The sequence below is a fragment of the Dietzia aurantiaca genome (assembly GCF_021033825.1).
Classification (GTDB): Bacteria; Actinomycetota; Actinomycetes; order Mycobacteriales; family Mycobacteriaceae; genus Dietzia; species Dietzia aurantiaca.
In genome coordinates, this window is the sequence record NZ_JAIFXZ010000009.1 from 1 (window position 1) to 23,793 (window position 23,793).

General features: G+C 71.7%; 21 protein-coding genes and 1 pseudogene. 9 read left to right on the plus strand and 13 right to left on the minus strand.

Features of this window, described 5'->3' with window-relative positions; translation table 11 throughout:
- Both K3888_RS10545 and K3888_RS10550 read right to left on the minus strand, forming a co-directional pair.
- Positions 1–659 (minus strand): annotated as a pseudogene (locus K3888_RS10545) (C40 family peptidase); the annotation flags it as partial.
- A 4-nt stretch (positions 660–663) separates the two neighbouring features.
- The gene (locus K3888_RS10550) at positions 664–1,002 is read right to left on the minus strand and encodes a type VII secretion target (protein WP_230930227.1); all 339 of its coding nucleotides are present in this window, start codon (positions 1,000–1,002) and stop codon (positions 664–666) included.
- A gap of 110 nt (positions 1,003–1,112) precedes the next feature.
- Between K3888_RS10550 and upp the strand changes: the two genes are divergently transcribed.
- Positions 1,113–1,736 carry a uracil phosphoribosyltransferase gene (gene upp, locus K3888_RS10555; protein WP_230930228.1) on the plus strand — a complete coding sequence of 208 codons (624 nt, stop codon included), beginning with the start codon at positions 1,113–1,115 and terminating at the stop codon, positions 1,734–1,736.
- Here upp and K3888_RS10560 read toward each other — a convergent pair.
- The 3 genes from K3888_RS10560 to K3888_RS10570 are packed head-to-tail and all read right to left on the minus strand — an operon-like array spanning position 1,733 to position 4,754.
- Entirely contained in the window at positions 1,733–3,334 is a 1,602-nt protein-coding gene (locus tag K3888_RS10560; protein ID WP_230930229.1) for a phosphohexomutase domain-containing protein, read from the minus strand. The two genes, upp and K3888_RS10560, sit on opposite strands and share 4 nt — an antisense overlap.
- 12 nt (positions 3,335–3,346) lie before the next feature.
- Positions 3,347–4,198 carry a purine-nucleoside phosphorylase gene (locus tag K3888_RS10565; RefSeq protein WP_230930230.1) on the minus strand — a complete coding sequence of 284 codons (852 nt, stop codon included), beginning with the start codon at positions 4,196–4,198 and terminating at the stop codon, positions 3,347–3,349.
- 1 nt (position 4,199) lies between these two features.
- The gene (locus K3888_RS10570; protein ID WP_230930231.1) at positions 4,200–4,754 is read right to left on the minus strand and encodes a gamma-glutamylcyclotransferase family protein; all 555 of its coding nucleotides are present in this window, start codon (positions 4,752–4,754) and stop codon (positions 4,200–4,202) included.
- 211 nt (positions 4,755–4,965) lie between these two features.
- Here K3888_RS10570 and K3888_RS10575 point away from each other — a divergent pair, with 211 nt between their 5' ends.
- Positions 4,966–6,372 (plus strand): NAD(P)H-quinone dehydrogenase, encoded by a 1,407-nt coding sequence (locus tag K3888_RS10575; RefSeq protein WP_230930232.1) that lies wholly within the window; start codon positions 4,966–4,968, stop codon positions 6,370–6,372.
- Positions 6,373–6,630: 258 nt separating this feature from the next.
- Here K3888_RS10575 and glpK read toward each other — a convergent pair whose 3' ends face one another.
- Positions 6,631–8,190 (minus strand): glycerol kinase GlpK, encoded by a 1,560-nt coding sequence (glpK, locus tag K3888_RS10580; protein WP_230930233.1) that lies wholly within the window; start codon positions 8,188–8,190, stop codon positions 6,631–6,633.
- Between the two features lie 82 nt (positions 8,191–8,272).
- Between glpK and K3888_RS10585 the strand changes: the two genes are divergently transcribed.
- Entirely contained in the window at positions 8,273–10,054 is a 1,782-nt protein-coding gene (locus K3888_RS10585; RefSeq protein WP_230930234.1) for a glycerol-3-phosphate dehydrogenase/oxidase, read from the plus strand.
- Positions 10,055–10,206: 152 nt separating this feature from the next.
- On the opposite strand, the gene K3888_RS10590 is transcribed toward K3888_RS10585, so the two are convergent.
- From K3888_RS10590 to K3888_RS10610, 5 genes are all read right to left on the minus strand, one after another.
- Entirely contained in the window at positions 10,207–11,994 is a 1,788-nt protein-coding gene (locus K3888_RS10590) for an acetyl/propionyl/methylcrotonyl-CoA carboxylase subunit alpha (RefSeq protein ID WP_230930235.1), read from the minus strand.
- A 186-nt stretch (positions 11,995–12,180) separates the two neighbouring features.
- On the minus strand, positions 12,181–12,891 hold the full coding sequence (locus K3888_RS10595; RefSeq protein ID WP_230930236.1) for a Maf family protein: 711 nt from the start codon (positions 12,889–12,891) through the stop codon (positions 12,181–12,183).
- 21 nt (positions 12,892–12,912) lie between these two features.
- Positions 12,913–13,344, minus strand: a complete 432-nt coding sequence (locus K3888_RS10600; protein ID WP_230930237.1) for a cupin domain-containing protein — start codon at positions 13,342–13,344, stop codon at positions 12,913–12,915.
- 139 nt (positions 13,345–13,483) lie between these two features.
- Positions 13,484–13,741 carry an acyl-CoA carboxylase subunit epsilon gene (locus K3888_RS10605; RefSeq protein WP_230930238.1) on the minus strand — a complete coding sequence of 86 codons (258 nt, stop codon included), beginning with the start codon at positions 13,739–13,741 and terminating at the stop codon, positions 13,484–13,486.
- Complete coding sequence (locus tag K3888_RS10610; protein ID WP_230930239.1) at positions 13,738–15,387, minus strand: acyl-CoA carboxylase subunit beta; 1,650 nt, start codon at positions 15,385–15,387, stop codon at positions 13,738–13,740. The genes K3888_RS10605 and K3888_RS10610 overlap by 4 nt, the downstream gene beginning before the upstream one ends.
- A 148-nt stretch (positions 15,388–15,535) precedes the next feature.
- On the opposite strand from K3888_RS10610, the gene K3888_RS10615 reads away from it, so the two are divergent.
- The 5 genes from K3888_RS10615 to K3888_RS10635 all read left to right on the plus strand — a co-directional run bounded on the left by K3888_RS10615 (position 15,536) and on the right by K3888_RS10635 (position 20,278).
- Complete coding sequence (locus K3888_RS10615) at positions 15,536–16,459, plus strand: biotin--[acetyl-CoA-carboxylase] ligase (protein ID WP_269075064.1); 924 nt, start codon at positions 15,536–15,538, stop codon at positions 16,457–16,459.
- 3 nt (positions 16,460–16,462) lie between these two features.
- On the plus strand, positions 16,463–17,026 hold the full coding sequence (locus K3888_RS10620; protein ID WP_230930241.1) for a PH domain-containing protein: 564 nt from the start codon (positions 16,463–16,465) through the stop codon (positions 17,024–17,026).
- 22 nt (positions 17,027–17,048) lie between these two features.
- Complete coding sequence (locus K3888_RS10625) at positions 17,049–18,335, plus strand: 5-(carboxyamino)imidazole ribonucleotide synthase (protein ID WP_230930242.1); 1,287 nt, start codon at positions 17,049–17,051, stop codon at positions 18,333–18,335.
- Positions 18,336–18,392: 57 nt separating this feature from the next.
- Positions 18,393–18,905, plus strand: coding sequence for a 5-(carboxyamino)imidazole ribonucleotide mutase (gene purE, locus K3888_RS10630; protein ID WP_230930243.1), 513 nt, complete (start codon positions 18,393–18,395; stop codon positions 18,903–18,905).
- 203 nt (positions 18,906–19,108) lie between these two features.
- The gene (locus K3888_RS10635) at positions 19,109–20,278 is read left to right on the plus strand and encodes an acyl-CoA dehydrogenase family protein (RefSeq protein WP_230930244.1); all 1,170 of its coding nucleotides are present in this window, start codon (positions 19,109–19,111) and stop codon (positions 20,276–20,278) included.
- Positions 20,279–20,487: 209 nt separating this feature from the next.
- Here the strand turns inward: K3888_RS10635 and K3888_RS10640 are convergent, their stop codons facing one another.
- Together K3888_RS10640 and K3888_RS10645 are read right to left on the minus strand one after the other, a co-directional pair.
- Positions 20,488–21,174, minus strand: a complete 687-nt coding sequence (locus K3888_RS10640; protein WP_230930245.1) for a TIGR03089 family protein — start codon at positions 21,172–21,174, stop codon at positions 20,488–20,490.
- Positions 21,175–21,199: 25 nt separating this feature from the next.
- On the minus strand, positions 21,200–22,765 hold the full coding sequence (locus K3888_RS10645) for an LCP family protein (RefSeq protein ID WP_230930246.1): 1,566 nt from the start codon (positions 22,763–22,765) through the stop codon (positions 21,200–21,202).
- A gap of 128 nt (positions 22,766–22,893) precedes the next feature.
- Here K3888_RS10645 and K3888_RS10650 point away from each other — a divergent pair, with 128 nt between their 5' ends.
- Positions 22,894–23,772, plus strand: coding sequence for a glycosyltransferase family 2 protein (locus K3888_RS10650; RefSeq protein ID WP_230930247.1), 879 nt, complete (start codon positions 22,894–22,896; stop codon positions 23,770–23,772).
- Positions 23,773–23,793: the final 21 nt, after the last annotated feature.

Consider the following 23,793-nt stretch of genomic DNA (forward strand, 5'->3'; position numbering starts at 1 on the left):
GTGCCGGGCCCGGGTGCGCCCACCTCGGTGGGTGAGCCGCCGACCGCGGTGGCGGCGCCCGGCCCGGATCCCGCGTACGCCGCGGTGGTGGCGTTGATCGCGCCCGCCGCGCTCGTATCCGCGCCGAGCATCCCGGGCATTCGGGGCGCGCCCGGGATCCCGGCGGCGATCGCGTGCATCTCCGCCGTGGGCGCCCTGAGCTCGGTCTGGACCCGCTCCGCGACCTGGATGCCGCGCGCCAGATGCTCGGTGGCCAACGCGAGGAGCGCGGCCTGCCCGGGCGGTGTCACGAGGGTGGGTCCGAGGGCGGCGGCGCGCGCGATGAACTCGTTGACGATCCCGATCACCTCGATCGTCCCGCGCACGACGATCTCGGCGGCCACGGCGGTGACCCGCGCGATCTCCACAGCGGAGTCGGTGAGCGCGCCGACGGTCCGTCCGACCTCTGCGATCGACTGGGCGGCACCCAGGGCGGCGAGGGAGTCCCACGACTCGGACAGCAGCCGCTCGAGGGGCGGCCCCAGCTGCTCGGCCACCTCCAGGCAGTCGCTGACCGGCCGCATGACGTTCTGCGTCTCCGCGGGGACGAACTCCTCGGTCGAGAGCAGGTCGAGGACCTGCCTGATGGGGCCGACATAGGCCAATGCGTCCGCGATCACCGGATCACACCGTCCATTCGGTCAAACCCTGGCCGGCCGCGCCGATGGCCCGGGCGCCCGCGGCGTCGGTGTCCTCGAACAACCGGGCCGACTCCAACACCAGATCCCCGGCCGCATCGGTCACCCGGGCGACCCCGGCGAGCACCTCCCGGTGGCGGGAGGTGGCGGCCAACAGGGCCGACATGAAATCCGCCCCCACCGGCCCCACCACCGGCACCACCGCCGCGAGCGGCAGCGAGTCGACCGCGTCGAGCGCTCCCCCCAGCGTCTCGGCCAGGGTGGTCAGCCCCGTGCCCAGCTCACGTAAACCGTCGACATGGACCTCGATCGCCCCGTCTGCCATGGTCGCGCCCCCTTGTCCTGCCTTCTGTCCCGTCACAGGGTTCGACGAGCAGGGGAGACGGTCCGGTTCCAGCACCCGCGAAAATCTTCTCGTGTGGAATCCTGACGGGCATGGACATCATCGTCGTGGACCACCCCCTGGTCGGGGATCGCCTCCGTACGCTGCGCGATTCCGGCACCGATACCGCGGGTTTCCGGGCCGCGATGGACGCTCTCGGCACCATGCTCTGTTACGAGGCCTTCCGTTCGGTGCCGACGGTAGAGATCCCCGTGACCACCCCCGTGACCGAGACGACCGGTGTCGCGGTGGACGGCGTCCCGCTCATCGTGCCGGTGCTCCGGGCCGGGCTCGGCCTGTTGGAGCCGGCGACCCGCCTGCTGCCCGGCGCGCAGGTCGGCTTCATCGGCCTGGCGCGCGATGAGCAGACCCACGAGCCCTTCTCCTACCTGTGCTCGCTGCCAGATGACCTCGCCGGCAAGCACGTGGTGGTGCTCGACCCGATGCTCGCGACCGGCGGTTCGCTGGTCACCACCCTGGAGACGCTGACCGCCCGTGGCGCGACGGGCATCACCGTGGTGTGCGTGCTGTGTGCGCCGGAGGGCGTCGAACTCGTGCGCGGCTCCGGGCTCGCGGGCACGCTCGTGACCGCGACGATCGACGAGCGACTCGACGAGGCGGCCTTCATCGTCCCGGGTCTCGGTGACGCCGGCGACCGTCTCTTCGGTCCGCGCTAACGCGCCCGGCCGGCGATGGCGTCCGCGACCTGACCGGCCAGACCCGCGAGCCGCTGTTCGACCCCGGCTCGGTCCGCCGGGGAGGGCGCCGGCGGTGTCCACGCCTCGACGTAGGTCTTGAGCAGCGGCTCGGTCCCCGAGGGGCGGATCACCGCGCGGGCGCCATCGACGTCCACACGCAGGCCAGCGGTCCCGTCGAGGGAGTGAACCGCGGGCCGGGCCCCGCCGCCCGCGCCCCCGAGCAGCGTCGCGGCCCTCGCCAGCGCGACGGCGGGATCCGCTCCGACCGCCAGTGGCAGCGTCTCGTTGCGCCGGACGTGCACGCCGAATTCCCGCCCCAGCGCGTCGATTCGTTCACCGACAGTGGGCCCGCCGGCCCCGACCATCGCGGACCAGAGCGCGGCGGCGGAGATGCCGTCCTTGTCGGCCACGACCTCCGGCAGCACGCAGTGCCCGATCGCCTCCTCGTACGCGTACCGCAGCGGCCGTCCGGCGCGCACGAGCCACTTGAACCCGGTCAGCGTCTCCACGTGGCGACCGCCGCGCGCGGGAACGATGAGCGATGGCAACCGCGACGACACGATCGTCGATGCCACCACCGGGAAGTCCTCGCCGACGCCTGCCCCCGGCAGCGGCGCCCGCAGCAGGTGGTCGGCGAGCACGGCACCGGTCTCGTCGCCGTCGAGCATCCGCCAACGCCCGTCCGGCCCGGCCACACCCACGGCACACCGGTCGGCGTCGGGGTCGAGCGCGATCGCCACATCGGCCTCGATCTCCGCCGCCAGCGCGAGCAGCCGTTCGGTGGTCTGCGCGCGCTCCGGGTTGGGGGAGTCGACGGTCGGGAAGTCGGGGTCGGGCTCGGCCTGCTCGGCCACCATCACCACGTCCCGCACCCCGATCCCGGCGAGAACGCGCCGGCAGACCTCGCCGCCCACCCCGTGGACGGGCGTCAGCGCTACGCGCGGAGGCCGGGCGGGAGCGGGGATCCGGGCCACGACGGCGGCGACGTAGTCGTCGACCAGCGCCGGGTCTACCCGCACCTCACCGCGACCGGGGTTGACCGCGGTGCCCCCGCGCGGCGCGGTCTCGTCGTCGTTCCATTCTGACGCGACGGGGACGGTGACGCCCTCTCGCGCGGCCGCCACCAGGTGCGCCTCGATGTGGGCGTCGGTGGGCGGCACGATCTGCGCGCCCCCGCGCCCGTAGACCTTGATGCCGTTGTCGCCTGCCGGATTGTGCGACGCGGTCACCATGAGCCCCGCCGCCGCGCCACGCGACCGAACCGCCGCCGCCACGACGGGGGTCGGGACCGGGCCCGGGGGAACGACGACGACGAAGCCGGCCGCCGCCACCACCGCAGCCGCGACCTCGACGAACCGCGCCGACCCGTGGCGTGCGTCCCCGCCGACGACGACCGTCGACCCGGGCGGCTCCTGCTCACGCAGGTGGCGGGCGACGGCGGTCGCGACCAGGGCGACCGTCCCCTCGTTCATCCGGGCGGGGCCGTCCCCGAGTGGGGCGCGGACACCCGCCGTGCCGAACCGCAGCGGCGCGAGGTCGGGGGCGGCGTCGGAGGTCGGGTCGGGGGGAGTGGGCACGGTCGGCCTCGCTCAGGCGCGGGCGACGGCCGGCACGAGGGCGCGGAGCGCCGTGGTGAGGCGGGTGGCACCGGCCGCCCCGGCGGCGAGCACCTCTGTGTGGTCCAGCGGCTGCCCGGTGACCCCGGCGGCGAGGTTGGTGACCAGGGACATCGCGACCACGTCCAGGCCCAGTCCGCGGGCGGCGATGGTCTCGGGCACGGTCGACATCCCCACCAGGTCCGCGCCGAGCACACGCAGCATGCCGATCTCGGCGGGGGACTCGTACTGGGGGCCGGGCATCGCGGCGTACACGCCCTCGCCCGGGCGGGAGTCGGTGACCCCGGCGGCGGCATCGGAGGCGGCGATGGCGTCGGCGGCCGCCTCGCGCAGAGTCGGGCGGTAGGCGTCCACCAGATCGACGAACAGGGGGCCGGTCAGCGGGGAGCGGCCGGTGAGGTTGAGGTGGTCGCGGATGAGGACCAGGTCGCCCACGGCCAGGCCGTCGCGCAGGCCGCCGGCGGCGTTGGTGAGCACCAGCACGCGGGAGCCGGTGGCGGCGGCGACGTGGGCGGGATGGACGACCGGCTCGGTGCCGCGACCCTCGTACAGGTGTGTGCGGCCGGCGATCGACAGGAGGGTGACGCCGTCCACCAGGCAGCTGGTGACGGTCCCGCGGTGACCGACGGCCGACGGCGTGGCGAACCCCGGCAGCTCCGACACCGGCATCGTCACCGCGGTGCCCGGGTCGGCGAGTCCGGTCACGACCTCCGACCAGCCCGAGCCCAGCACCAGGGTGACCTCGTGCGAAGGGCGGCCGGTGGCGCGGGTGATGGCGTCGGCCGCCGCGGCGGCGTCGGCGGTGGGGGTCAGGAGCGGGGCCACCTCAGGCGCCGGGGCCGACGTTGCGGGACTCGCGGGTGCGCAGCTCGCGCACGTACTGTTCGGGCGCGCCCGCGCACTCGGCGGCGTCGGCCAGCAGGCCGAGGTAGCGCGCCGACGGCAGCCCGCCCTCGAACGCGTCCATCACGTACAGCCACGCGAGGACGGTGTCCTCGGCGGCCGACGCGGCACCGGGCCCGTCCGCCGGGCCGGAGTCGACGGCGAACTCCGACTCCTGGGCGCCCACAGGGGGGCCGTCCGGGACGGTCGGCTGGCGCGTGATGCGCACGCGGATCTTCCGGGCGGGCATCTGGTCGGTGCCCTCCCAACGGTCGAGGGAGAGCGCGTCCTCCTCGGGGACGTCGTAGAGCACGACGAACACCCGCGAGTCACGGTCCTGCACCAGGGTCGCCACCGCGCCCTCCCAGGTGGGGTCGTCGCCGGCGAAGGTGAGTCGCCAGCCCTCGAGCCACCCCGACCCGGCGAAAGGGGAGTGCGGCGCGCGGGTGGTCATCTGATCGGGATGCATGTTGGTCCCGTACGCGGCATAGAGAGGCACGACCCCGACTCTAGTCCGTTCGGCAAGCCCGGTCGGCGCACACTCGGGCCCGGCGCGGGTGGATCGGGTGGCGGATCGGGTGGGTCCGCCACCCTCGTCCACCCGTCTGACGCGGGCCAGTCGACTACCGTGTACGGCGGACGCGACGAGTTCTGCCACCGCGGAACCGGCGCCCGGCCCTGACACCCCGTGAGCCGTGGAGGAATCTTCAGTGACGCAACGCATCATCATCATCGGCGGCGGACCCGCCGGATACGAGGCGGCGCTGGTCGCCGCCCAGTACGGTGCGGATGTCACGATCGTCGACGCGGACGGCATCGGCGGCAACTGCGTCCTCTACGACTGCGTCCCCTCCAAGACCTTCATCGCCACCACCGGCGTGCGCACCGACATGCGCCGCGCGGAGGAGATGGGCGTCCAGGCGCACTTCGACCCCACCGCATACCGGCTCGGCCAGGTCAACGGCCGCGTCAAGTCACTCGCGCGGGCCCAGTCCGCGGACATCCGAACGCAGCTCCAGCGCGAGGGCGTCCGCCTGCTGTCGGGGTGGGCGAAGGTCCACGACTCCCAGCCGGGCATGGCCTCGCACCAGGTCGCCGTGACCTTCGAGAACGGCCAGCAGAAGATCCTCGACGCCGACGTGGTGCTCATGGCCACCGGCTCCAGCCCCCGCGTGCTCTCCGGTGCGGAGCCCGACGGCGAGCGGATCCTCAACTGGCGTCAGCTGTACGACCTCACCGAGCTGCCCTCGCACCTGGTGGTCATCGGTTCCGGTGTGACCGGCGCCGAGTTCGTCTCCGCGTTCACCGAGATGGGCGTCAAGGTCACCATGGTCTCCAGTCGGGACCGCGTACTGCCGCACGAGGACGCCGACGCCGCGCTGGTGCTGGAGGAGGCGCTCAGCGAGCGCGGTGTCTCCCTGGTCAAGCACGCCCGCGCCGACGCCGTGGAGCATCACGAGGACGGCATCATCGTCCGCCTCGGTGACGGCCGCACGGTCAAGGGCTCCCACGCCCTCATCTGCGTCGGCTCGGTTCCCAACACCGACGGACTCGGCCTGCAGAACGCCGGAGTCGAGCTGCAGCGCAGCGGCCATATCAAGGTCGACCGCGTCTCCCGGACCACCGCGCCCGGCATCTATGCCGCCGGCGACTGCACGGACCTGTTCCCGCTCGCCTCCGTGGCGGCCATGCAGGGCCGCATCGCCATGTATCACGCGCTCGGCGAGGGCGTCAGCCCGATCCGCCTGCGCACCGTCGCCTCCGCGGTGTTCACCCGCCCGGAGATCGCCACCGTCGGCATCTCGCACGCTCAGATCGAGAGCGGTGAGGTCCCCGCCCGCGTCGAGGTCATGCCGCTGTCCGGAAACCCGCGCGCCAAGATGCGCAGTCTGCGCCGCGGCTTCGTCAAGCTCTTCTGTCGCCCCGCCTCGGGCGTGGTGATCGGTGGCGTCGTGGTGGCGCCCACGGCCTCCGAGCTCATCCTGCCGATCTCGGTCGCGGTGCGGAACCAGCTCACCGTGGCCGACCTCGCGGGGTCCTTCTCCGTCTACCCGTCGATGACCGGGACCATCACCGAGGCCGCCCGCCAGCTCATCCGCCACGACGATCTGGACTGATCCGCCTCGGTGGGCCGCCCGGCCGGTGGCCGCCCGGCCGGTGGCCTGCCCGGCCCGCTGGTGCCTCCCGCCCCACGTGACACTGCTCCGGGTGACACTGCCCCGAGTGGGGTGCGTGCCCGGAATGCACCTTTTCCACCCACTTGTGCGCCCTGTTTGCTGCAAACAGGGCGCACAAGTCGGTCTGCATGCTGCACACAGGGCGCACAACCCGGCGGTGGCGGGCAGCGGTGGCGGGTGGGCGCGGAGGCAGGAGGCTCAGCCCTCGGCGTCGGCCCAGCCCAGCGTCCGCTCGACCGCATCGCGCCAGCGGGCCATCAGCCGCTCCCGCTCCTCCTCGGGCATCTCCGGCGACCAGCGGTGGTCTTCCCGCCACAGCTCACGCAGCCGGTCGATCGAGTCCCAGGTGCCCACGGCCAGCCCGGCCGCGAACGCCGCGCCCAGAGCCGTGGTCTCGGTGACCTCGGGGCGCACCACGTCGACGCCCAGCAGGTCGGCCTGGAACTGCATCAGGTACCCGTTGCCGACCATCCCGCCGTCCACCCGCAGCGAACCGGCGGCCTCGCCCGCGTCCGCGCACATGGCGTCGACCATCTCGCGGGTCTGGAACGCGGTCGCCTCCAGCGCCGCACGCGCCATGTGGGCCTTCGTGTGGAAGCGAGTCAGACCCACCAGTGCGCCCCGGGCATCCGGACGCCAGTGCGGTGCCAGCAGACCCGAGAACGCGGGGACCAGATAGCAGTCACCGTTGTCCTCCAGTGACATGGCGAGCCCTTCCGTCTCGGCCGCGGTCGAGATGATCCCGAGGTTGTCGCGCAGCCACTGGACCAACGACCCGGCCATCGCGACCGAGCCCTCCAGCGCATAGACCGGATCGGCGTCACCGAGTTGGTAGGCCACGGTGGTGAGCAGCCCGTTGTCGCTGGTCTGGGGCGTCGTGCCGGTGTTCAGCAACAGGAACGCGCCGGTCCCGTACGTGTTCTTGGTGTCACCGGGCTCGAAGCAGGTCTGGCCGAACAGCGCCGCCTGCTGATCGCCGAGAATCCCCGAGATGGGTGTCCCGCCGAACATCCGGCGCCTGGTGACGCGCCCCAGCACACCGGACGAGGGCACGATCTCCGGGAGCATCGCCAGGGGAACGCCGATCTCGCGACAGATCTCCTCGCTCCACTGCATGGTCCCCAGGTCCATGAGCAGAGTACGGGACGCGTTGGTGACATCCGTGACGTGCAGGGCGGCCTCGCCGTCGTCGTCACCACGCCGCCCACCCGTGAGGTTCCACACCACCCACGAATCCATGGTGCCCGCCAGCAGTTCCCCCGCCTCGGCCCGCTCCGTCCCGCGCTCGCCCCGCTCGTCCAGGTGGTCCAGGATCCAGCGGATCTTGGGGCCCGCGAAGTAGGTCGACAGCGGCAGCCCGGTCGTCTCCCGGAAACGATCGGCGCCCGCCGGGTGGCCCTCCGCCAGGCGCGCGCAGATCCCCGACGTGCGCGTGTCCTGCCACACGATCGCGTTGTACACCGGCTTCCCGGTGGCCTTGTCCCACACCACCACGGTCTCCCGCTGGTTGGTGATGCCGATCGCCCGCACCGACGCCGGCTCGAGATCGGCGTCCCCGGCCACGTGCCCCATCGCGGTCCGCACGTTGGACCAGATCTCCATCGGGTCGTGCTCGACCCAGCCCGCGCGCGGCAGGATCTGCGAGTGCTCGATCTGCGCGGTGGCGGTGGCGACAGGCAGGCCCTTCTCATCGAACAGGATCGCCCGCGTCGAGGTGGTGCCCTGGTCAATGGCCAGAATGTAGGTGTTGCGACTCACATCCCCGAGACTACGTCCGCGCGGGCGTAGAGTCGGCCTCGACCGGCCGGAACACCTCACCCCGGCCGCGGAGGGAGACCCCATGCCCACGATCAGGTCCCGGTCCGTCCTCGGCCCCGAACGCCGCGCCGAGGCGTGGCGCAGGCTTTCCGAGGAGACGTTCGACGTCGTGATCGTCGGCGGCGGCGTCGTGGGAACCGGCAGCGCAGTGGACGCGGCCACCCGCGGACTGAACGTCGCGATGGTCGAGGCCCGGGACTTCGCCGCGGGGACCTCCTCGCGCAGTTCCAAGATGTTCCACGGCGGTTTGCGTTACCTCGAACAGCTCGACTTCGGACTCGTCGCCGAGGCACTGCACGAGCGCGAACTCAGCATGACCCGACTCGCCCCGCACCTGGTCACCCCCCTGAAGTTCCTGTTCCCGCTGACCCGCCGCTTCTGGGAACGCCCCTACATGGCCGCCGGCTTCGTCCTCTACGACGTCATGGGCGGCGCCAAGAGCGTGCCCCCACAGAAGCACTACAGCCGCGCCGGCGCACACCGCATCGCCCCCGGTCTGCGCGAGGACGTGGTGGTCGGCGGTATCCGCTACTGGGACACCCTCGTCGACGACGCGCGGCACACCCTCACCCTGGCCCGCACCGCCGCGCGGCACGGGGCGGTCGTGTCCAACTCGACCCAGGTGATCGGCTACCTGCGTGACGGTGAGCGGGTCACCGGGGTGCGGGTCAGGGATGCCGAGACGGGCGCGGAGACGGACGTGCGCGCCGGGGTCGTGCTCAACGCCGCCGGCGTGTGGACCGACCAGCTGCAGCGCATGCTCGGGGACGAGGGCGGCTTCACCGTCCGCGCGTCCAAGGGTGTGCATATCGTCGTGGACCGCGACAAGGTCGACTCGGAGGCCGCGCTGATCCTGCGTACCGAGAAATCCGTGTTGTTCATCATCCCGTGGGGCGAGTACTGGATCATCGGCACCACGGACACCGACTGGCAACTCGACCTCGCGCACCCGGCTGCCACGAGCGCGGACATCGAGTACATCCTCGGCCACGTGAACTCCGTGCTCACCGAGCCGATCACCCGCGAGGACGTGCGCGGCGTGTATGCGGGGCTGCGGCCGCTGTTGTCCGGCGGCGCCGACTCCACCGCCAAGCTGTCCCGCGAGCACGCCGTCATGACGGTCGCCCCGGGCGCAGTGGTGGTGGCCGGCGGAAAGTACACCACCTACCGGGTGATGGCCGCCGACGCCGTGGACGCCGCGGTGGCCGAGATGGGGGAGCGGGCCGAGGAGGTGCCGTCGTCGACGACCGAGCGGATCCCGCTCATGGGCGCCGACGGCTACCCGGCGATGGTCAACCGCGCGGACCGGATCGCGGACGACTACGAGATCCGTGAGGAACAGGTCGAGCACCTGCTGGGCCGGTACGGGACCCTCACCGAGGAGGTGCTCGAGATGGCCGCCGATCGTCCCGAGCTTCTCGAGCCGCTCGCCGGGGCGGAGCGGTATCTGCGCGTCGAGGTGGTCTACGCGGCGGCCGCGGAGGCGGCGCTCCATCTGGAGGACGTCCTGGTGCGGCGCACCCGCATCTCCATGGAGTACCAGCACGGCGGGGTTGCCTGCGCGCGCGAGGCCGCAGAACTCATGGCCGGGGTCCTCGGCTGGGATGCCGGCCGGGTCGAGCGTGAGGTGGGCCTGTTCGAACAGCGGATCGCCGCGGAGGAGGCGAGCCAGGTCACCGAGTCCGACGACGAGGCCGACCGATTTCTGCGCAATGTGCCCGAGGCCCGCGAGTTCCTCACGGACACCTCGTTCGATCCGGCGGTCGCGGAGCCGGTGGTGGCCGGGTCGGTGGCCGCCGACTGACAGCCGCGCGGTCGACACGGCTGCGCTGCGGCAGGCGCCTGAAACACGAGAATCCGCTGCCCCGGATCAGACGTCCGGGTAGCGGATTCTCGCGTGTGCCTGGTCAGGCGGGGGCGACGGCGCCGACCGGCAGGTCCGGCGCCGTCAGCAGATCACTTGATCTCGCAGAGCACCGTGCCCTGGGTCACGGCGGCGCCGGCTTCGACGGACAGGTCGGTGATGACACCGTCCTTGTGCGCGGTGACCGGGTTCTCCATCTTCATGGCCTCGAGCACGGCGACCATCTCGCCGGCCTTGACCTCCTGGCCCTCCTCGACGGCCACCTTGACGACGGTGCCCTGCATGGGGGCCGACACGGCGTCACCGGACGCGGCGGCACCGGCAGCGCCGCCACGGGTGCGGGACTTGGCCTTGCGACGGACCGTGCCACCGTTGTGCGAGCCGCCGAAGGCGAGATCACCGGGCAGCGAGACCTCGACGCGACGGCCGTCCACCTCGACGACGACCTTCTTGCGCTCCACGGGCTCGTCCTCGTCAGCCGGGGCACCGGTCGGCGTCCACGGCTCGATCGGGTTGTCCCACTCCTCTTCGATCCACTTGGTGTAGACGTCGAAGCTCTTGCCGTCACCGACGAACGCCGGGTTGGCGACGATGTGAGCGTGGAACGGCACGACCGTGGCCATGCCCTCGATCTTGTACTCGGCCAGGGCGCGGGCCGAGCGGGCGAGCGCCTGGTCGCGGTCCTCGCCCCACACGATCAGCTTGGCGAGCATGGAGTCGAACTGGCCACCGATGGTGTCGCCCTGCTCGACGCCGGAGTCCATGCGGACGCCCGGTCCGGCCGGCTCCTCGTAGGTGGTGATGGTGCCGGGGGCGGGAAGGAAGCCACGGCCGGCGTCCTCGCCGTTGATCCGGAACTCGAACGCGTGGCCGCGGGGCTCGGGGTCCTCGGTGAACTCGAGCACCTCGCCCTCGGCGATCTTGAACTGCTGCAGCACCAGGTCGATGCCAGCGGTCTCCTCGGTGATGGGGTGCTCCACCTGGAGGCGGGTGTTGACCTCGAGGAACGAGATCGTGTCGCCCTGGACCATGTACTCGACGGTGCCGGCGCCGTAGTAGCCGGCCTCCTTGCAGATGCGCTTGGCGGACTCGTGGATCCGGCTGCGCTGGTCGTCGGTGAGGAACGGGGCCGGGGCCTCCTCGACGAGCTTCTGGAACCGGCGCTGCAGGGTGCAGTCGCGCGTACCGGCCACGACGACGTTGCCGTGCTGGTCGGCGAGGACCTGCGCCTCGACGTGGCGGGCCTTGTCGAGGTACTGCTCGACGAAGCACTCGCCGCGGCCGAAGGCGGCGACGGCCTCACGGGTGGCCGACTCGAAGAGCTCGGCGACCTCCTCCATCTTGTGCGCGACCTTCATGCCGCGACCGCCGCCACCGAAGGCAGCCTTGATGGCGATGGGCAGACCGTACTGCTCGGCGAACTTGACCACCTCGTCGGCATTGGCGACAGGGTCCTTGGTGCCGGCGGCCATGGGGGCCTCGGCGCGCTCGGCGATGTGGCGCGCGGTGACCTTGTCACCGAGGTCGCGGATGGCGTGCGGCGGCGGGCCGATCCAGATCAGACCGGCGTCGATGACGGCCTGCGCGAAGTCGGCGTTCTCGGAGAGGAAACCGTAGCCGGGGTGGATCGCGTCGGCGCCGGACTTGGCCGCGGCGTCGAGGATCTTGTCGAACACGAGGTACGACTCGGCGGACGTGGTGCCGCCGAGCGCGAATGCCTCATCCGCCAGCTTGACGAACAGTGCGTCGGCGTCGGGCTCGGCGTATACGGCCACGCTGGCCAGACCGGCGTCCTTCGCCGCACGGATCACACGGACGGCGATCTCGCCGCGGTTGGCGACGAGGACCTTCGTGATATGAGAGCTGGCATGACTGGGCACTCAGGGCCTCCTGATGATGGACGTCTGAAACGACGGTGTCCCCGATGGGCCCACCGATATTCCTTCGCAGTCTAATGAGAGGCCTCCCTCATGTGTGGTGTTGGGGGTCACCGGGTGCGATGGCGGGGGAGGGGCCGTGAATCCGCTATCGCTCTGACCTGCGGCGCGGCCGACGCGGCGTCGATCTCACGGCCGCAACTCGGGCCGCCAGAGGCTGTGCGCGTGTATCCCGGCGTCCTCGAGGAGCCGCCGCAGCAACGGAAGGCTGAGCCCGATGACGCTCGACGGGTCGCCGTCGATGCGGTCGATGAACCAGCCGCCGAGCGACTCGATCGTGAACGCCCCCGCGCACTCGAGAGGTTCGCCCGTGCGGAGGTAGACGTCGAGGTCCGCATCGGAGGGTGCGCCGAAATGGACCGTGGTGTCCGAGGTGTCCGCGCCGGTGTAGGTGACGACGACAACGCTGTCGTCGTCGTCACCTACACCGGGAACAGCCCCGCCGCCGAGGTCGGCGACCAGCATCGCGTGTCCGGTGAGCAGCACCCCGTGCCGGCCGCGCATCCGGCGCCACCGCTCCATCGCGCGCTCGTAGGTGTGCGGCTTGCCCTCCAGTTGGCCGTCGACCAGCAGCATCGAATCGCAACCCACCACGACCAGTGAGGTGGCCCCGGCGGCGCGGGCCTCGGCGGCGAGCGCCGCGCCCTCACGGTCCATGACGTCCTGCGCCTTGGCCCGGGCCAACTCCTCCACCACGCGGACGTGCGGCGTGCCCGGCGGGAGGGAGGCCTGGAGGGCGTCCTCGTCGACACGGGAGGGTCGGACGACCGGATCCACCCCGGCCTGCTCGAGGATCCGCAGGCGGGACGGGGAGGCGGAGGCCAGGACGAAGGAGATCATGGGCTCAGCGTAGCGAGCCGCTCACTCACGCGGCAGGAGCATCGTGACGGTCAGCGTGGTGGGCTCGAGGGCCCGCACCCGGTGACGCAGCTTAGGCGTGAGGTGCAGAATCTCGCCCGGTCTTAGCCGGATCGTGCGATCGGGGAGTCCGAAGTCCACCCGGCCCCGCAGGATCTGGATGAGCACCGGGTGGAACGCCGCGTGGTCAGGTAGTTCCTGGCCCTCGCCGAACTCGAACGCGACGATCTTGGTGGTCTCGTCCTGGTGGACGATCGAGGCCCCGGGGCGCTCGGGCGCGGGATCGGCCCGGCCGATCACGTCCGTGTGGTGCGTCGCGGTGCCCTCGTCCGTTCCGGCGCGGCGACCGTGCTCGCGATCCTCGCGGCCGGGTTCGCGGGCGGCCGCGGCGCTGTCGGCCGTGCCGGGTGCCGGGGCGGCGTCTTCCGTGGTCATGTCGGGTCCTCCTCGGGGCCGGATATGCGCCAGCCTACTGCCGAGTGGGGGCCCGGAAACGGCGGCGGCCCCGGCCTCCCTCGTGGGGGAGGCCGGGGCCGCGGCGTGGACCGGTGGGTCCTCTCTCACCGACTGACCGTCAGTACTGCCGGCGGTTGAGGAACGAGCTCGGGTTGTAGCCGAACGGTGGCCGGAGGCGGTCCTCGTAGGAGCCCCAGTCGTTCTTGATCCCGTTGTGGCTCTCGCCCGCGTGCGCGGCGTTGCCCTCGGCGGTCGCGAAGACCGCCGTGAGGATGCCCACCTCGACCGCGGACGGGTTGCCACCGACGACCTGGAAGAACGGCTTCTCCTGCTTGGTGGCGTCGCCCGTGTCGGCCGTGCTCTGCTCGCCGGTCACAGCGGGATGTTCCCGTGCTTCTTGGCGGGCACCTCGACGACCTTGCGGTCGAGCAGGCGCAGCGCCTGGGCCACCTGGAGGCGGGTGTGCGACGGCGGGATGACCGCGTCGACGTACCCGCGCTCGGCGGCGACGTACGGGTTGACGAGGGTGTCCTCGTACTCGGCCTGCAGCTTCAGACGCAGTGCGTCGACGTCCTCACCGTTCGCCGCGGCCTCCTTGAGCTGCGGGCGGTAGACGAACCCGACGGCGCCGGAGGCGCCCATGACGGCGATCTCGGCGGTGGGCCAGGCCAGGTTGATGTCCGCGCCCATGTGCTTGGAGCCCATGACGTCGTACGCGCCGCCGTAGGCCTTACGGGTGATGACGGTGACCTTGCCGACCGTCGCCTCGCCGTAGGCGTAGAGCAGCTTGGCGCCGCGACGGATGATGCCGTCGAACTCCTGGCCGGTGCCGGGCAGGAAGCCCGGAACGTCGACCAGGGTGAGGATCGGGACGTTGAAGGCGTCGCAGGTGCGGACGAACCGCGCGGCCTTCTCGGAGGCCTTGATGTCGAGGCAGCCCGCGAACTGGGTGGGCTGATTGGCGACGATGCCGACGCTGCGGCCCTCGACGCGACCGAAGCCGACGATGACGTTCATCGCGTACTGGCCCTGGACCTCGAGGAACTCGGCGTCATCCACGATGTGGCCGATGACCTCGTGCATGTCGTACGGGCTGTTCGACGAGTCCGGGATGATCGTGTCGAGCTCGAGGTCCTCGGGGGTGAGGTTGTCCTCGATGGCGCCCTCGGCGACCGGGAACGGGAAGCGCGGCGCCTCCGCACGGTTGTTGCTCGGCAGGTACGAGAGCAGGTCCTTGACGTAGTCGAGGGCGTCCTGCTCGTCGGCGGCGGTGTAGTGGGACACGCCGGACTTGGTCATGTGCGTGTTGGCCCCGCCCAGCTCCTCCTGGGTGACCTCCTCGCCGGTGACCGTCTTGATGACGTCCGGGCCCGTGACGAACATCTGCGAGGTCTTGTCGACCATCACGGTGAAGTCGGTGAGGGCGGGGGAGTAGACGTGGCCGCCGGCTGACGGGCCCATGATCAGGGAGATCTGCGGGATGACGCCGGAGGACAAAACGTTGCGGTGGAAGATCTCGCCGTACAGGCCGAGCGAGACGACGCCCTCCTGGATTCGGGCGCCGGCACCGTGGTTGATGCCGATCATCGGGCGGCCGGTCTTGAGCGCCAGGTCCATGACCTTGACGATCTTCTCGCCGTAGACCTCGCCGAGCGAGCCGCCGAACACGGTGGCGTCCTGCGAGAAGATGCACACGGCGCGGCCGTCGATGGTGCCGTAGCCGGTGATCACGCCGTCGCCCAGCGGGCGGCGCTCGGCCAGTCCGAAGGTGGTGGCGCGGTGACGGGCCAGCGCGTCGATCTCCACGAAGGAGCCCGGGTCGAGGAGATTCTCGATCCGCTCGCGGGCCGTCAGCAGGCCCTTGTCGTGGGTCCTGTCGATCGCGGCCTGTCCCATCGGGGCGCGGGCCTCGTCGAGGCGGCGCCGCAACTCGGACAGCTTCCCGGCGGTGGTGTGGATGTCGGGGGTCGCGGCGTCCGTGGGGACGTCGGCGCTCACGTCCGGTTCTGAGGCAGTCGTCATGTTGCAAGACTCTAACGAGTCAGTCCCGTCCGTGGCGACGTGACCCGGCCTACATCCCCCGACAGGCGACCCCGCCGCCCTCGTGAGGGAGCCCGTTCAGCCCCGGCGGGGCGCGTCTGACCGGGCACGGGGCGCGCGCGGGCGCGGGATGTCGTACCGGCGACCTACATTGGAAGACGTGCATGCCGACCCCGCAACCGTCACCCCGCCCAGGCTGGACGCCGCCGCGCTCCGCCACGCCCTGGTGGAGGTCGCCGGTGCGCCGTACACCTCTCTCGACGTCGTGGACGAGATCGGATCCACCAACGCCGAGCTGCTTGCGCGTGCGGCGGACGGGGCCCCGGACCGGAGTGTGCTGTTGGCCGAGTACCAGGCCTCGGGCCGCGGTCGACTCGGTCGCGAGTGGACGGCCCCGCCCCGGACCCAGGTCGCCGTGAGCATCCTGCTGCGGCCCGGTGCCGTCACGCCCACGCTCTTCGGGTGGCTGCCGCTGGTGACCGGCCTGGCCGTGCGGGACGGGCTGCGCGAGGCCGCCGGGGTGGACGCCACGCTCAAATGGCCCAACGACGTCCTGATCGAGGGGCGCAAGCTGTCCGGCATCCTCGCGGAGATGACCACCGTGCCCGCGGCCGGGGACTTCCGGGTGCGGCTGCCCGCGGTCGTGGTGGGCGTCGGAATCAACATCTCGCTCACGCAGGACCAGCTCCCGGTCCCGCACGCCACCTCACTCACGCTCGCCGGGGGCTCGGCGGACCGGGACGCGATCGCCCGTGCCGTACTGGAGGCACTCGCGCTGCGTCACCAGCAGTGGCGGGAGTGCGAACGGGGCAGCGGTTCGACCATCTCGGACGAACTCATGTCGACCTACACGGAGGCCTGCTCGACCATCGGGGCCGAGGTCCGCGTCGAGATGCCCGGGGACATCGTCAGGACCGGACGGGCGGCGAGGGTGGACCGGGAGGGCCGGCTCGTCGTCGTCCCCCACGAGGGCGGGGCCTCCGGCGAGGAGTTCGCCGTCGCGGCCGGGGACGTCACCCACGTCCGCGGCGCCGGCGGTCGGTGGGGCGGCTGACCCGTGGGGTTCGTCCGAACGGTCGTCGCGCCGGGGGAGGCGCTGATCGTCCACACCCACCCCCACTGGCGGCAGCTCATCCGACCCGCGCTGGTCGCCGTCGTCGCCGCCGGGCTGGCCGGGATCGCCGGCGGGTTCATCGAAGCGCAGATCCCGGACCCGTCCGACCGCAGCGTCACCTGGGCCATGGTCGCGGTGATGTACCTGCTCGTCGTGCTGCGACTGGCGCTGTGGCCGGCGGTCCGCTGGGCGCGCACAGACCTGATCGTCACCGACGAACGCGTGCTCTACCGGCCGGCCGGCTCGTCGCGAAAGTGCGTCGACGTGCCGTTGCGGCGCATCAGCGCGGTCCGGTTCCGGCACACCCTCAGCGACCGCGCGATGGGCACCGGCTGTCTGATCCTCGAGCTCGGACACCTGCCGCCGGTGGAGATCGAGGACGTTCCCGAGGTGGCCCGAGTCCACGCCGCCGTGTACGACGAACTTCTCCGGCTCCCGCCCCCGCCGCCGCCCACTCCGCTCGCTCCGGCGCCCCGGTTCCGCTGGGGGCTTCCGGGGCGTAGGTGAGCACCCCGCTCCTCGTGAGACGATGAACGGCGTGAACGACGACTCGCGCATCCGCCGCAATCCGCTCGGTACCCCAGTCGTGGCGATGATCGGCGGCGGGCAGCTGGCCCGCATGACCCATCAGTCCGCCGTGGCCCTCGGCCAGACCCTGCGCGTCCTCGCCGCGGACCCGCAGGATCCGGCCGCCCAGGTCACCCCCGACGTGGTGATCGGCGCCCACGACGACCCGGACGCGGTGCGCGCCGCGGCCGAGGGCGCCGACGTGATGACCTTCGACCACGAGCACGTCCCACCGCAGATCCTGCTCGCGCTCGAGGCGGACGGCATCGCCGTGCGGCCCCGCGCCTCCGCGCTCATCCACGCGCAGGACAAGCTCGTGATGCGCAACGCGCTCGCGGAGATCGGCGCGCCCGTGCCCGCCTTTGCCGGCATCGACTCCCTCGACGATGTGCGGCGGTTCCACGACGAGCAGGAGGGGCGGATCGTCCTCAAGGCCGCGCGCGGCGGATATGACGGTCGCGGGGTGTGGATGCCCGACTCACTCGAGGAGGCCGAGCGCATCGCCGCCGAGCAGCTCGAGGCCGGCGTGCCGATGATGGCCGAAGCCCGCGTGCCGTGGACCCGCGAGCTGTCCGCGATGGTGGCGCGCTCGCCGTTCGGGCAGGGCGCCGTGTGGCCGGTCGTGGAGACCGTGCAGCGGGACGGCATCTGCGCTGTGGTCGTCGCGCCGGCCCCCGGCCTGCCCGACGACCTGCGCTCCGCGGTCCAGGCCACCGCGCTGCGCCTGGCCGAGCACCTCGACGTGACGGGGGTGATGGCGGTCGAGTTGTTCGAGGTCGTCGGGTCCGACGGTCGACCGGGCGTGCTGATCAACGAGCTGGCCATGCGTCCGCACAATTCCGGGCACTGGACCATGGACGGCGCCACGACCAGCCAGTTCGAGCAGCACCTGCGGGCCGTCCTCGACTACCCGCTCGGCTCCACCGTCCCCACCGCGCCCGTCACGGTGATGGCCAACGTGCTCGGCGCCGCCGAGACGCCCGAGATGAGCATGGACGAGCGCGTCCACCATCTCGGAGCCCGGTTCCCGCACGCCAAGGTGCACCTCTACGGCAAGTCCGAGCGACCCGGCCGCAAGATCGGCCACGTTAACGTCCTGGGCGATCCGGGGCTCGACCCGGACGACGCGGATCAGGTCGCGGCTGTGCGCTCGGTGGCCGAGCTCGCCGCGCACTGGCTCTCCCACGGGCGTTGGGCCGACGGGTGGGACCCCCACACGGGGGCGCCGGTCGCAGACTTCGAACGCTGATCCTGCGAGCGCTCAGCGGAACATCACGGTGACACCACCTCGACGAAAGGCGACGACATGACCGCGCGACAGAGCGGGCCGCAGGTCGGTCTGATCATGGGCAGCGACTCCGACTGGCCCACCATGGAGGCCGCTGCCGAGGCGCTGGCCGAGTTCGGGATCCCCTTCGAGGTGGGGGTCGTCTCCGCCCACCGCACCCCACAGAAGATGCTCGACTACGCGCAGTCGGCCGCCGGCCGCGGCATCAGGGTGATCATCGCCGGTGCCGGGGGAGCAGCGCACCTGCCGGGCATGGTGGCCTCGGCCACGCCGCTGCCGGTCATCGGCGTCCCGGTCCCGCTGAAATACCTCGACGGCATGGACTCGCTGCTGTCGATCGTGCAGATGCCGGCGGGCGTGCCGGTCGCGACGGTGTCGATCGGCGGGGCGCGTAACGCGGGTCTGCTGGCCGTGCGCATCCTCGGGGCCTCCGACCCCGCTCTGCTCGAGCGCATGGAGGCCTTCCAGGCCGACCTCGAGGCGATGGTCGAGCGCAAGGACCAGGCGCTGCGCGACCGTCTCCTGGGCTGACGCCCACCATCGGTTCCGCGATGCGGAACGAGCTGGCTTTCTCCGGCGGGAACCACAGTTAACCGCTGGTAACGTGGGCGCCTGGGTGCAGCCTGGGATCCCCGGGTCGACATCGGTGCCGGCGAACGACGGACACCTCGGACGGCTCGGCTCGACGCCCGCTGCGCGACCAGCACCGACGATTCCCTCATGGAGGCCCGCACATGTCCGGCAACCCCGATTTCGACCTGTACCGCCCGGCGGAGGAGCACGAGGAGCTCCGGGCAGCGATCCGCGCTCTGGCAGAGAAGGAGATCGAGCCCCACGCCGCGGACGTCGACGAGCAGGAGCGGTTCCCCCAGGAGGCGCTCGACGCACTCAACGCCTCGGGCTTCAACGCCGTCCACGTTCCGGAGGAGTACGACGGCCAGGGCGCCGATTCGGTGGCCGCCTGCATCGTGATCGAGGAGGTCGCGCGTGTCTGTGGTTCGTCCTCGCTGATCCCGGCGGTCAACAAGCTCGGCACCATGGGTCTGATCCTGGCCGGCGACGACGCCCTCAAGAAGCTGGTCCTGCCGGAGATCGCCGGAGGCAAGATGGCCTCGTACGCGCTGTCGGAGCGTGAGGCCGGTTCGGACGCCGCCGCCATGCGCACCCGCGCCAAGGCCGACGGCGACGACTGGATCCTCAACGGCTCCAAGGCGTGGATCACCAACGGCGGCAAGTCGACCTGGTACACCGTCATGGCCGTGACGGACCCGGAGAAGGGCGCCAGCGGGATCTCGGCGTTCATGGTCAACGCGGCCGACGAGGGCTTCGGTGTCTCCAAGACCGAGAAGAAGCTCGGCATCAAGGGCTCACCCACTGCCGAGCTGTACTTCGAGAACGTCCGCATCCCCGGTGACCGCATCATCGGTGAGCCGGGCTCCGGGTTCAAGACCGCCCTGCAGACGCTCGATCACACGCGCCCCACCATCGGTGCGCAGGCCGTCGGCATCGCCCAGGGCGCGCTGGATGCGGCGATCGCCTACACCAAGGAGCGCAAGCAGTTCGGCCGCGCGATCTCGGACTTCCAGAACACCCAGTTCATGCTGGCCGATATGGCGATGAAGGTCGAGGCCGCACGCCTGATGGTCTACACCGCGGCCGCCAATGCCGAGCGCGGCATCGCGCCCGGTGGTCAGAAGCTGGGCTTCCTGGCCGCCGCCTCCAAGACCTTCGCCTCGGATGTGGCGATGGAGGTCACCACCAACGCCGTGCAGCTCTTCGGCGGCGCCGGCTACACGCGGGACTTCCCGGTCGAGCGCATGATGCGCGACGCCAAGATCACCCAGATCTACGAGGGCACCAACCAGGTCTGCCGCATGGTCATGGCCCGCCAGGTCCTGAGCTGATCCCGGAGGCGTACGCGCCTCGAACACCCGCCCGCCCGGAATCCGCTACCCGAGCACCGGATCCGCTACCCGCATTCGGGTAGCGGATCGGGACGCAGGGTAGCGGCTTCCGGCATTTCGGGGCAGTGCGAGCGCAGCGGGCGACCTCAGCGGCGTGGAAACACCCGGCCGGGGCGGGAATCAGGGCCGCGGACGTCTGCCGGGTGGCCTCAGAGTGTCAGCGTGGTGCGTTCGGTGGCGGCGACGTCGGCGACGCCGTCGTCGTCGGCCCCGGCACCGGTGACCAGCACGGCGGTGCCACCGGAGGCGAAGACCCGGGCGAGCACCGACACGATGTCGGTGCGGTCCGGGCCGGGCACGAGGACGCGCGCAGCGAGCTCCGCGTCGACCAGATCGGCCAGGGCGGCGCCGTCGAGTGCGAGAGCGCCACCACCGGAGGGGACGAACGCGTCGGGGTGGATGCGGCACGCCTCGGCGAGGTCGGTGACGCCGGGCGGCACGTCGACGCCGGCCGCCGCGAGCGGCCGCCCCATCGGGTCGGTGGTCATGAGGAGGGTCTCGACATCCGCGGGGTGGCGGTCGAGGCGGTCGGGGGTGGTGATGACGACGACGGCGTCGTCGGCGTCGCGCGTGCAGACCTCGGCACCCGCCCACCACGCTCCGAGCAGGACGCCGGCGGTCAACCAGTGGGCCGGGAGGTCACACACGATCCGCTCGCCCGGCGTCACGCCGATCTCGTCGCGGAGCAGTCCCGCGATCTTGGCGGCCCAGTTCGCGGTGGACGTGACCGACAGCTCGATCCGGGACGGTGCCGCGAGATCGTAGTGCGTGATCATCGGCGCGCCCGGATCGGCGGCGAGGAGCGGCTGGAAGACGGTGTCTGCGGCGGTGTTCACTCGGGGGCCTCCGGGGCTCGGCGGGTCAGTTGACGCAGGGGACGTCCGTTCCGCCTGCATCGAAGGTGGGCCGCTGTGCGATCGACGGCGGCAGCGGGGCGTACGTGGTGGTGGCGGGGGATGCGGACTCGATGCCCGCGGCCTCGCCGGTGGGGCCGCTGTAGTCCTCTGCCAGGACCACCCGGACCGCGCCCGCGGGGATCGCGGGGTCGACCTGGACGGGCAGGCCGCCGAGCGCGTCGGAGACGGCGAACGCGGCGGCGTCGCCGGCGGACGGGGCCGCGACGTGCGAGGTGTAGGCGGCGGCCGGGTCGGTAAGCAGCTCGCCCGGGGCGTAGCCGAGTTCGGCAAGCGATCCGGACACGCGCGAGGCCAGGCCGTCGATGGCGGTGGTGTTGACGACGGCCACGGACACCTCGGCGGGGTCGATGCCGGGGGGCACGGCGGCGGAGGTCTCCTCCTCCACGGCATCGTTCTCGCCCTCTCCGCTGGCGAACCCGGCCACGAACTCGGTGACCTGCTCCGGGTCGGCGGTGACGATGGATTCGCCCCACTCGGTGACCGAATCGATGCTGGTGACCGGGATGGTCTCGAAGCGGACGCTGCCGCCGCTGATGTCCTTGAGCTTGAGCGCGAAGTCCACGAAGTCCCAGTTCTCGTCGATCACGAACGAGCGGCGGGCGGCGTCGATGAGCGCGCCGAGCTTGGTGGGGTCGGCGAGCGTGCCGGCGGACAGGGTCTTCTTGACCAGCTGCGACATGAACGCCTGCTGGCGGACGATCCGGTCGAGGTCACCGGCGGGAAGGTCGTGGCGCTGGCGGACGAAGCTCAGCGCGTCCGACCCGGAGATCGTCTGGACGCCGGCGTGGAAGTTCGCGCCGGACAGCGGCTCGTCGACGTCGGTGTTCAGGCACACCGGGACCCCGCCGACCGCGTCGGTGAGCAGGACGAAGCCCAGCAGCCCTATCTCGGCGTAGTGGTCGGCCCGTACCCCGGTGAGATCCTCGACGGCGCTGATGAGGCCGTTCCGGCCATCCTGAACCGCGGCGCGCTGGTCGTCCTCGGTGAGCGCGCCGTCCGGGGTCGAGGCCACGGCTTCGGCGAGCGAGGCCTCCTTGGAGGCCCCGTACACGCCGTTGATCTTGCTCGGGCCGATCGTGCTGGTCTCCACGTACACATCGCGCGGGATGGAGATCGCGGTGGCGGAGCTGCCGTCCTCGGGGATGCGCACGAGCAGGATGGTGTCGGTGTTCTCGCCGTCCTCCTCGCCGGTCCGGATCGTGGCGAGCTCCTCCTGGCTCAGCGGGTTGCCCTGGGCGTCGGTCCGGTTGTCGGTGCCGACCAGCAGGATGTCGACGGCGCCGTCGAGACCACCGTCTCCCACCTCGAGCCCGCCGGCCGATGACAGGTCGGAGCTGAGGCCGTTGAACAGGGACCACCCGATACCGGTGACCACGAGGCAGAGGACCGCGACGATCGAGGCGACCGCCCGGGCGATGCGCGCGGGCACGGGGCTCGGGGGCGTGGCCCGCCGTCGGCCCTGCGCCCGGCCGGGGGCGCGACGGGGCGTCGCTGGCTGCTCGGCGCTCATCCACCGTCCTTGTCGTCGAGGTCGTAGATTCTGAGCGCGCCAGAAAGTCGGCGGCTCAAGATTTCCCCACGTTACCGCGCCGCGCGCCGGGCGTCGGAATCGGAGGCGCTCGCCGTAGGGTGTTTCGCGTGACGAGCCGACTACCCGTCGTGACGGTGACCTATTCTCCCGGCGACCATCTCCGCGCCTTCGTCGACACGTTGCCCGCTGCCACCGGGCGCCCTGTGGGGCTGGTGATGGCAGACAACGGGTCGACGGACGGTGTTCCCGAGGCGGTGGCCGCCGATTACGACTTCGCCGAGTTCTTCCCGACCGGTGGGAACCTGGGATACGGGACAGCCATCAACCGCGCGGTGACGGAGATCTCCCGGCGCCCCGAGGAGTTCGACCAGGAGTTCGTCCTCGTCGTCAACCCGGACGTGACCTTCGAGCCCGGTTGCGTGGACGAGCTGTTGGCCGCCGTCCGGCGTTGGCCGCGCGGGGCGGCGTTCGGCCCGCGCATCGCCGAGACCGACGGTTCGGTCTACCCGTCGGCGCGGTCGGTGCCGACTCTGGGCGCCGGGATCGGGCACGCCGTGCTCGGCCCGGTGTGGCCGGGTAACCCGTGGACGTCGCGATATCTCGCCGATCAGGACATGTCGACGGAGCGGGCCGCCGGCTGGCTGTCCGGGTCGTGCCTGCTGCTTCGCCGGTCCGCCTTCGACGCCCTCGGCGGTTTCGACGAGCGCTACTTCATGTATCTGGAGGATGTCGACCTGGGGGATCGGCTCGGGCAGGCGGGCTGGCAGAACGTCTACGTGCCGTCGTCGGTCATCCACCACGACCAGGGTCACGCGGCGAAGACCGTGCCGGAGTTCACGCTCCGCGCCCATCACCGCAGCGCCTACCTGTTCCAGGCGGACCGGCACCCACATGCATGGCAGGCGCCGATACGCTGGGCCCTCAAGGCGGGGCTGGAGCTCCGGTGCCGCCTCGCGATCCGATCCGCCGAGCGCGCCCTGCGCTAGTGGGCCGGACCTCAACGACAC

Bases quoted from the DNA above. Each gene is read 5' to 3' on its own strand.
- upp (WP_230930228.1), top strand. From the start codon at position 1,113: ATGGACATCATCGTCGTGGACCACCCCCTGGTCGGGGATCGCCTCCGT.
- K3888_RS10585 (WP_230930234.1), top strand. From the start codon at position 8,273: ATGCCCACGATCAGGTCCCGGTCCGTCCTCGGCCCCGAACGCCGCGCC.
- K3888_RS10625 (WP_230930242.1), top strand. From the start codon at position 17,049: ATGAACGGCGTGAACGACGACTCGCGCATCCGCCGCAATCCGCTCGGT.
- K3888_RS10600 (WP_230930237.1), bottom strand. From the start codon at position 13,344: ATGACCACGGAAGACGCCGCCCCGGCACCCGGCACGGCCGACAGCGCC.
- K3888_RS10610 (WP_230930239.1), bottom strand. From the start codon at position 15,387: ATGACGACTGCCTCAGAACCGGACGTGAGCGCCGACGTCCCCACGGAC.
- purE (WP_230930243.1), top strand. From the start codon at position 18,393: ATGACCGCGCGACAGAGCGGGCCGCAGGTCGGTCTGATCATGGGCAGC.
- K3888_RS10635 (WP_230930244.1), top strand. From the start codon at position 19,109: ATGTCCGGCAACCCCGATTTCGACCTGTACCGCCCGGCGGAGGAGCAC.
- K3888_RS10595 (WP_230930236.1), bottom strand. From the start codon at position 12,891: ATGATCTCCTTCGTCCTGGCCTCCGCCTCCCCGTCCCGCCTGCGGATC.
- K3888_RS10615 (WP_269075064.1), top strand. From the start codon at position 15,536: ATGTCGTACCGGCGACCTACATTGGAAGACGTGCATGCCGACCCCGCA.
- K3888_RS10645 (WP_230930246.1), bottom strand. From the start codon at position 22,765: ATGAGCGCCGAGCAGCCAGCGACGCCCCGTCGCGCCCCCGGCCGGGCG.
- K3888_RS10550 (WP_230930227.1), bottom strand. From the start codon at position 1,002: ATGGCAGACGGGGCGATCGAGGTCCATGTCGACGGTTTACGTGAGCTG.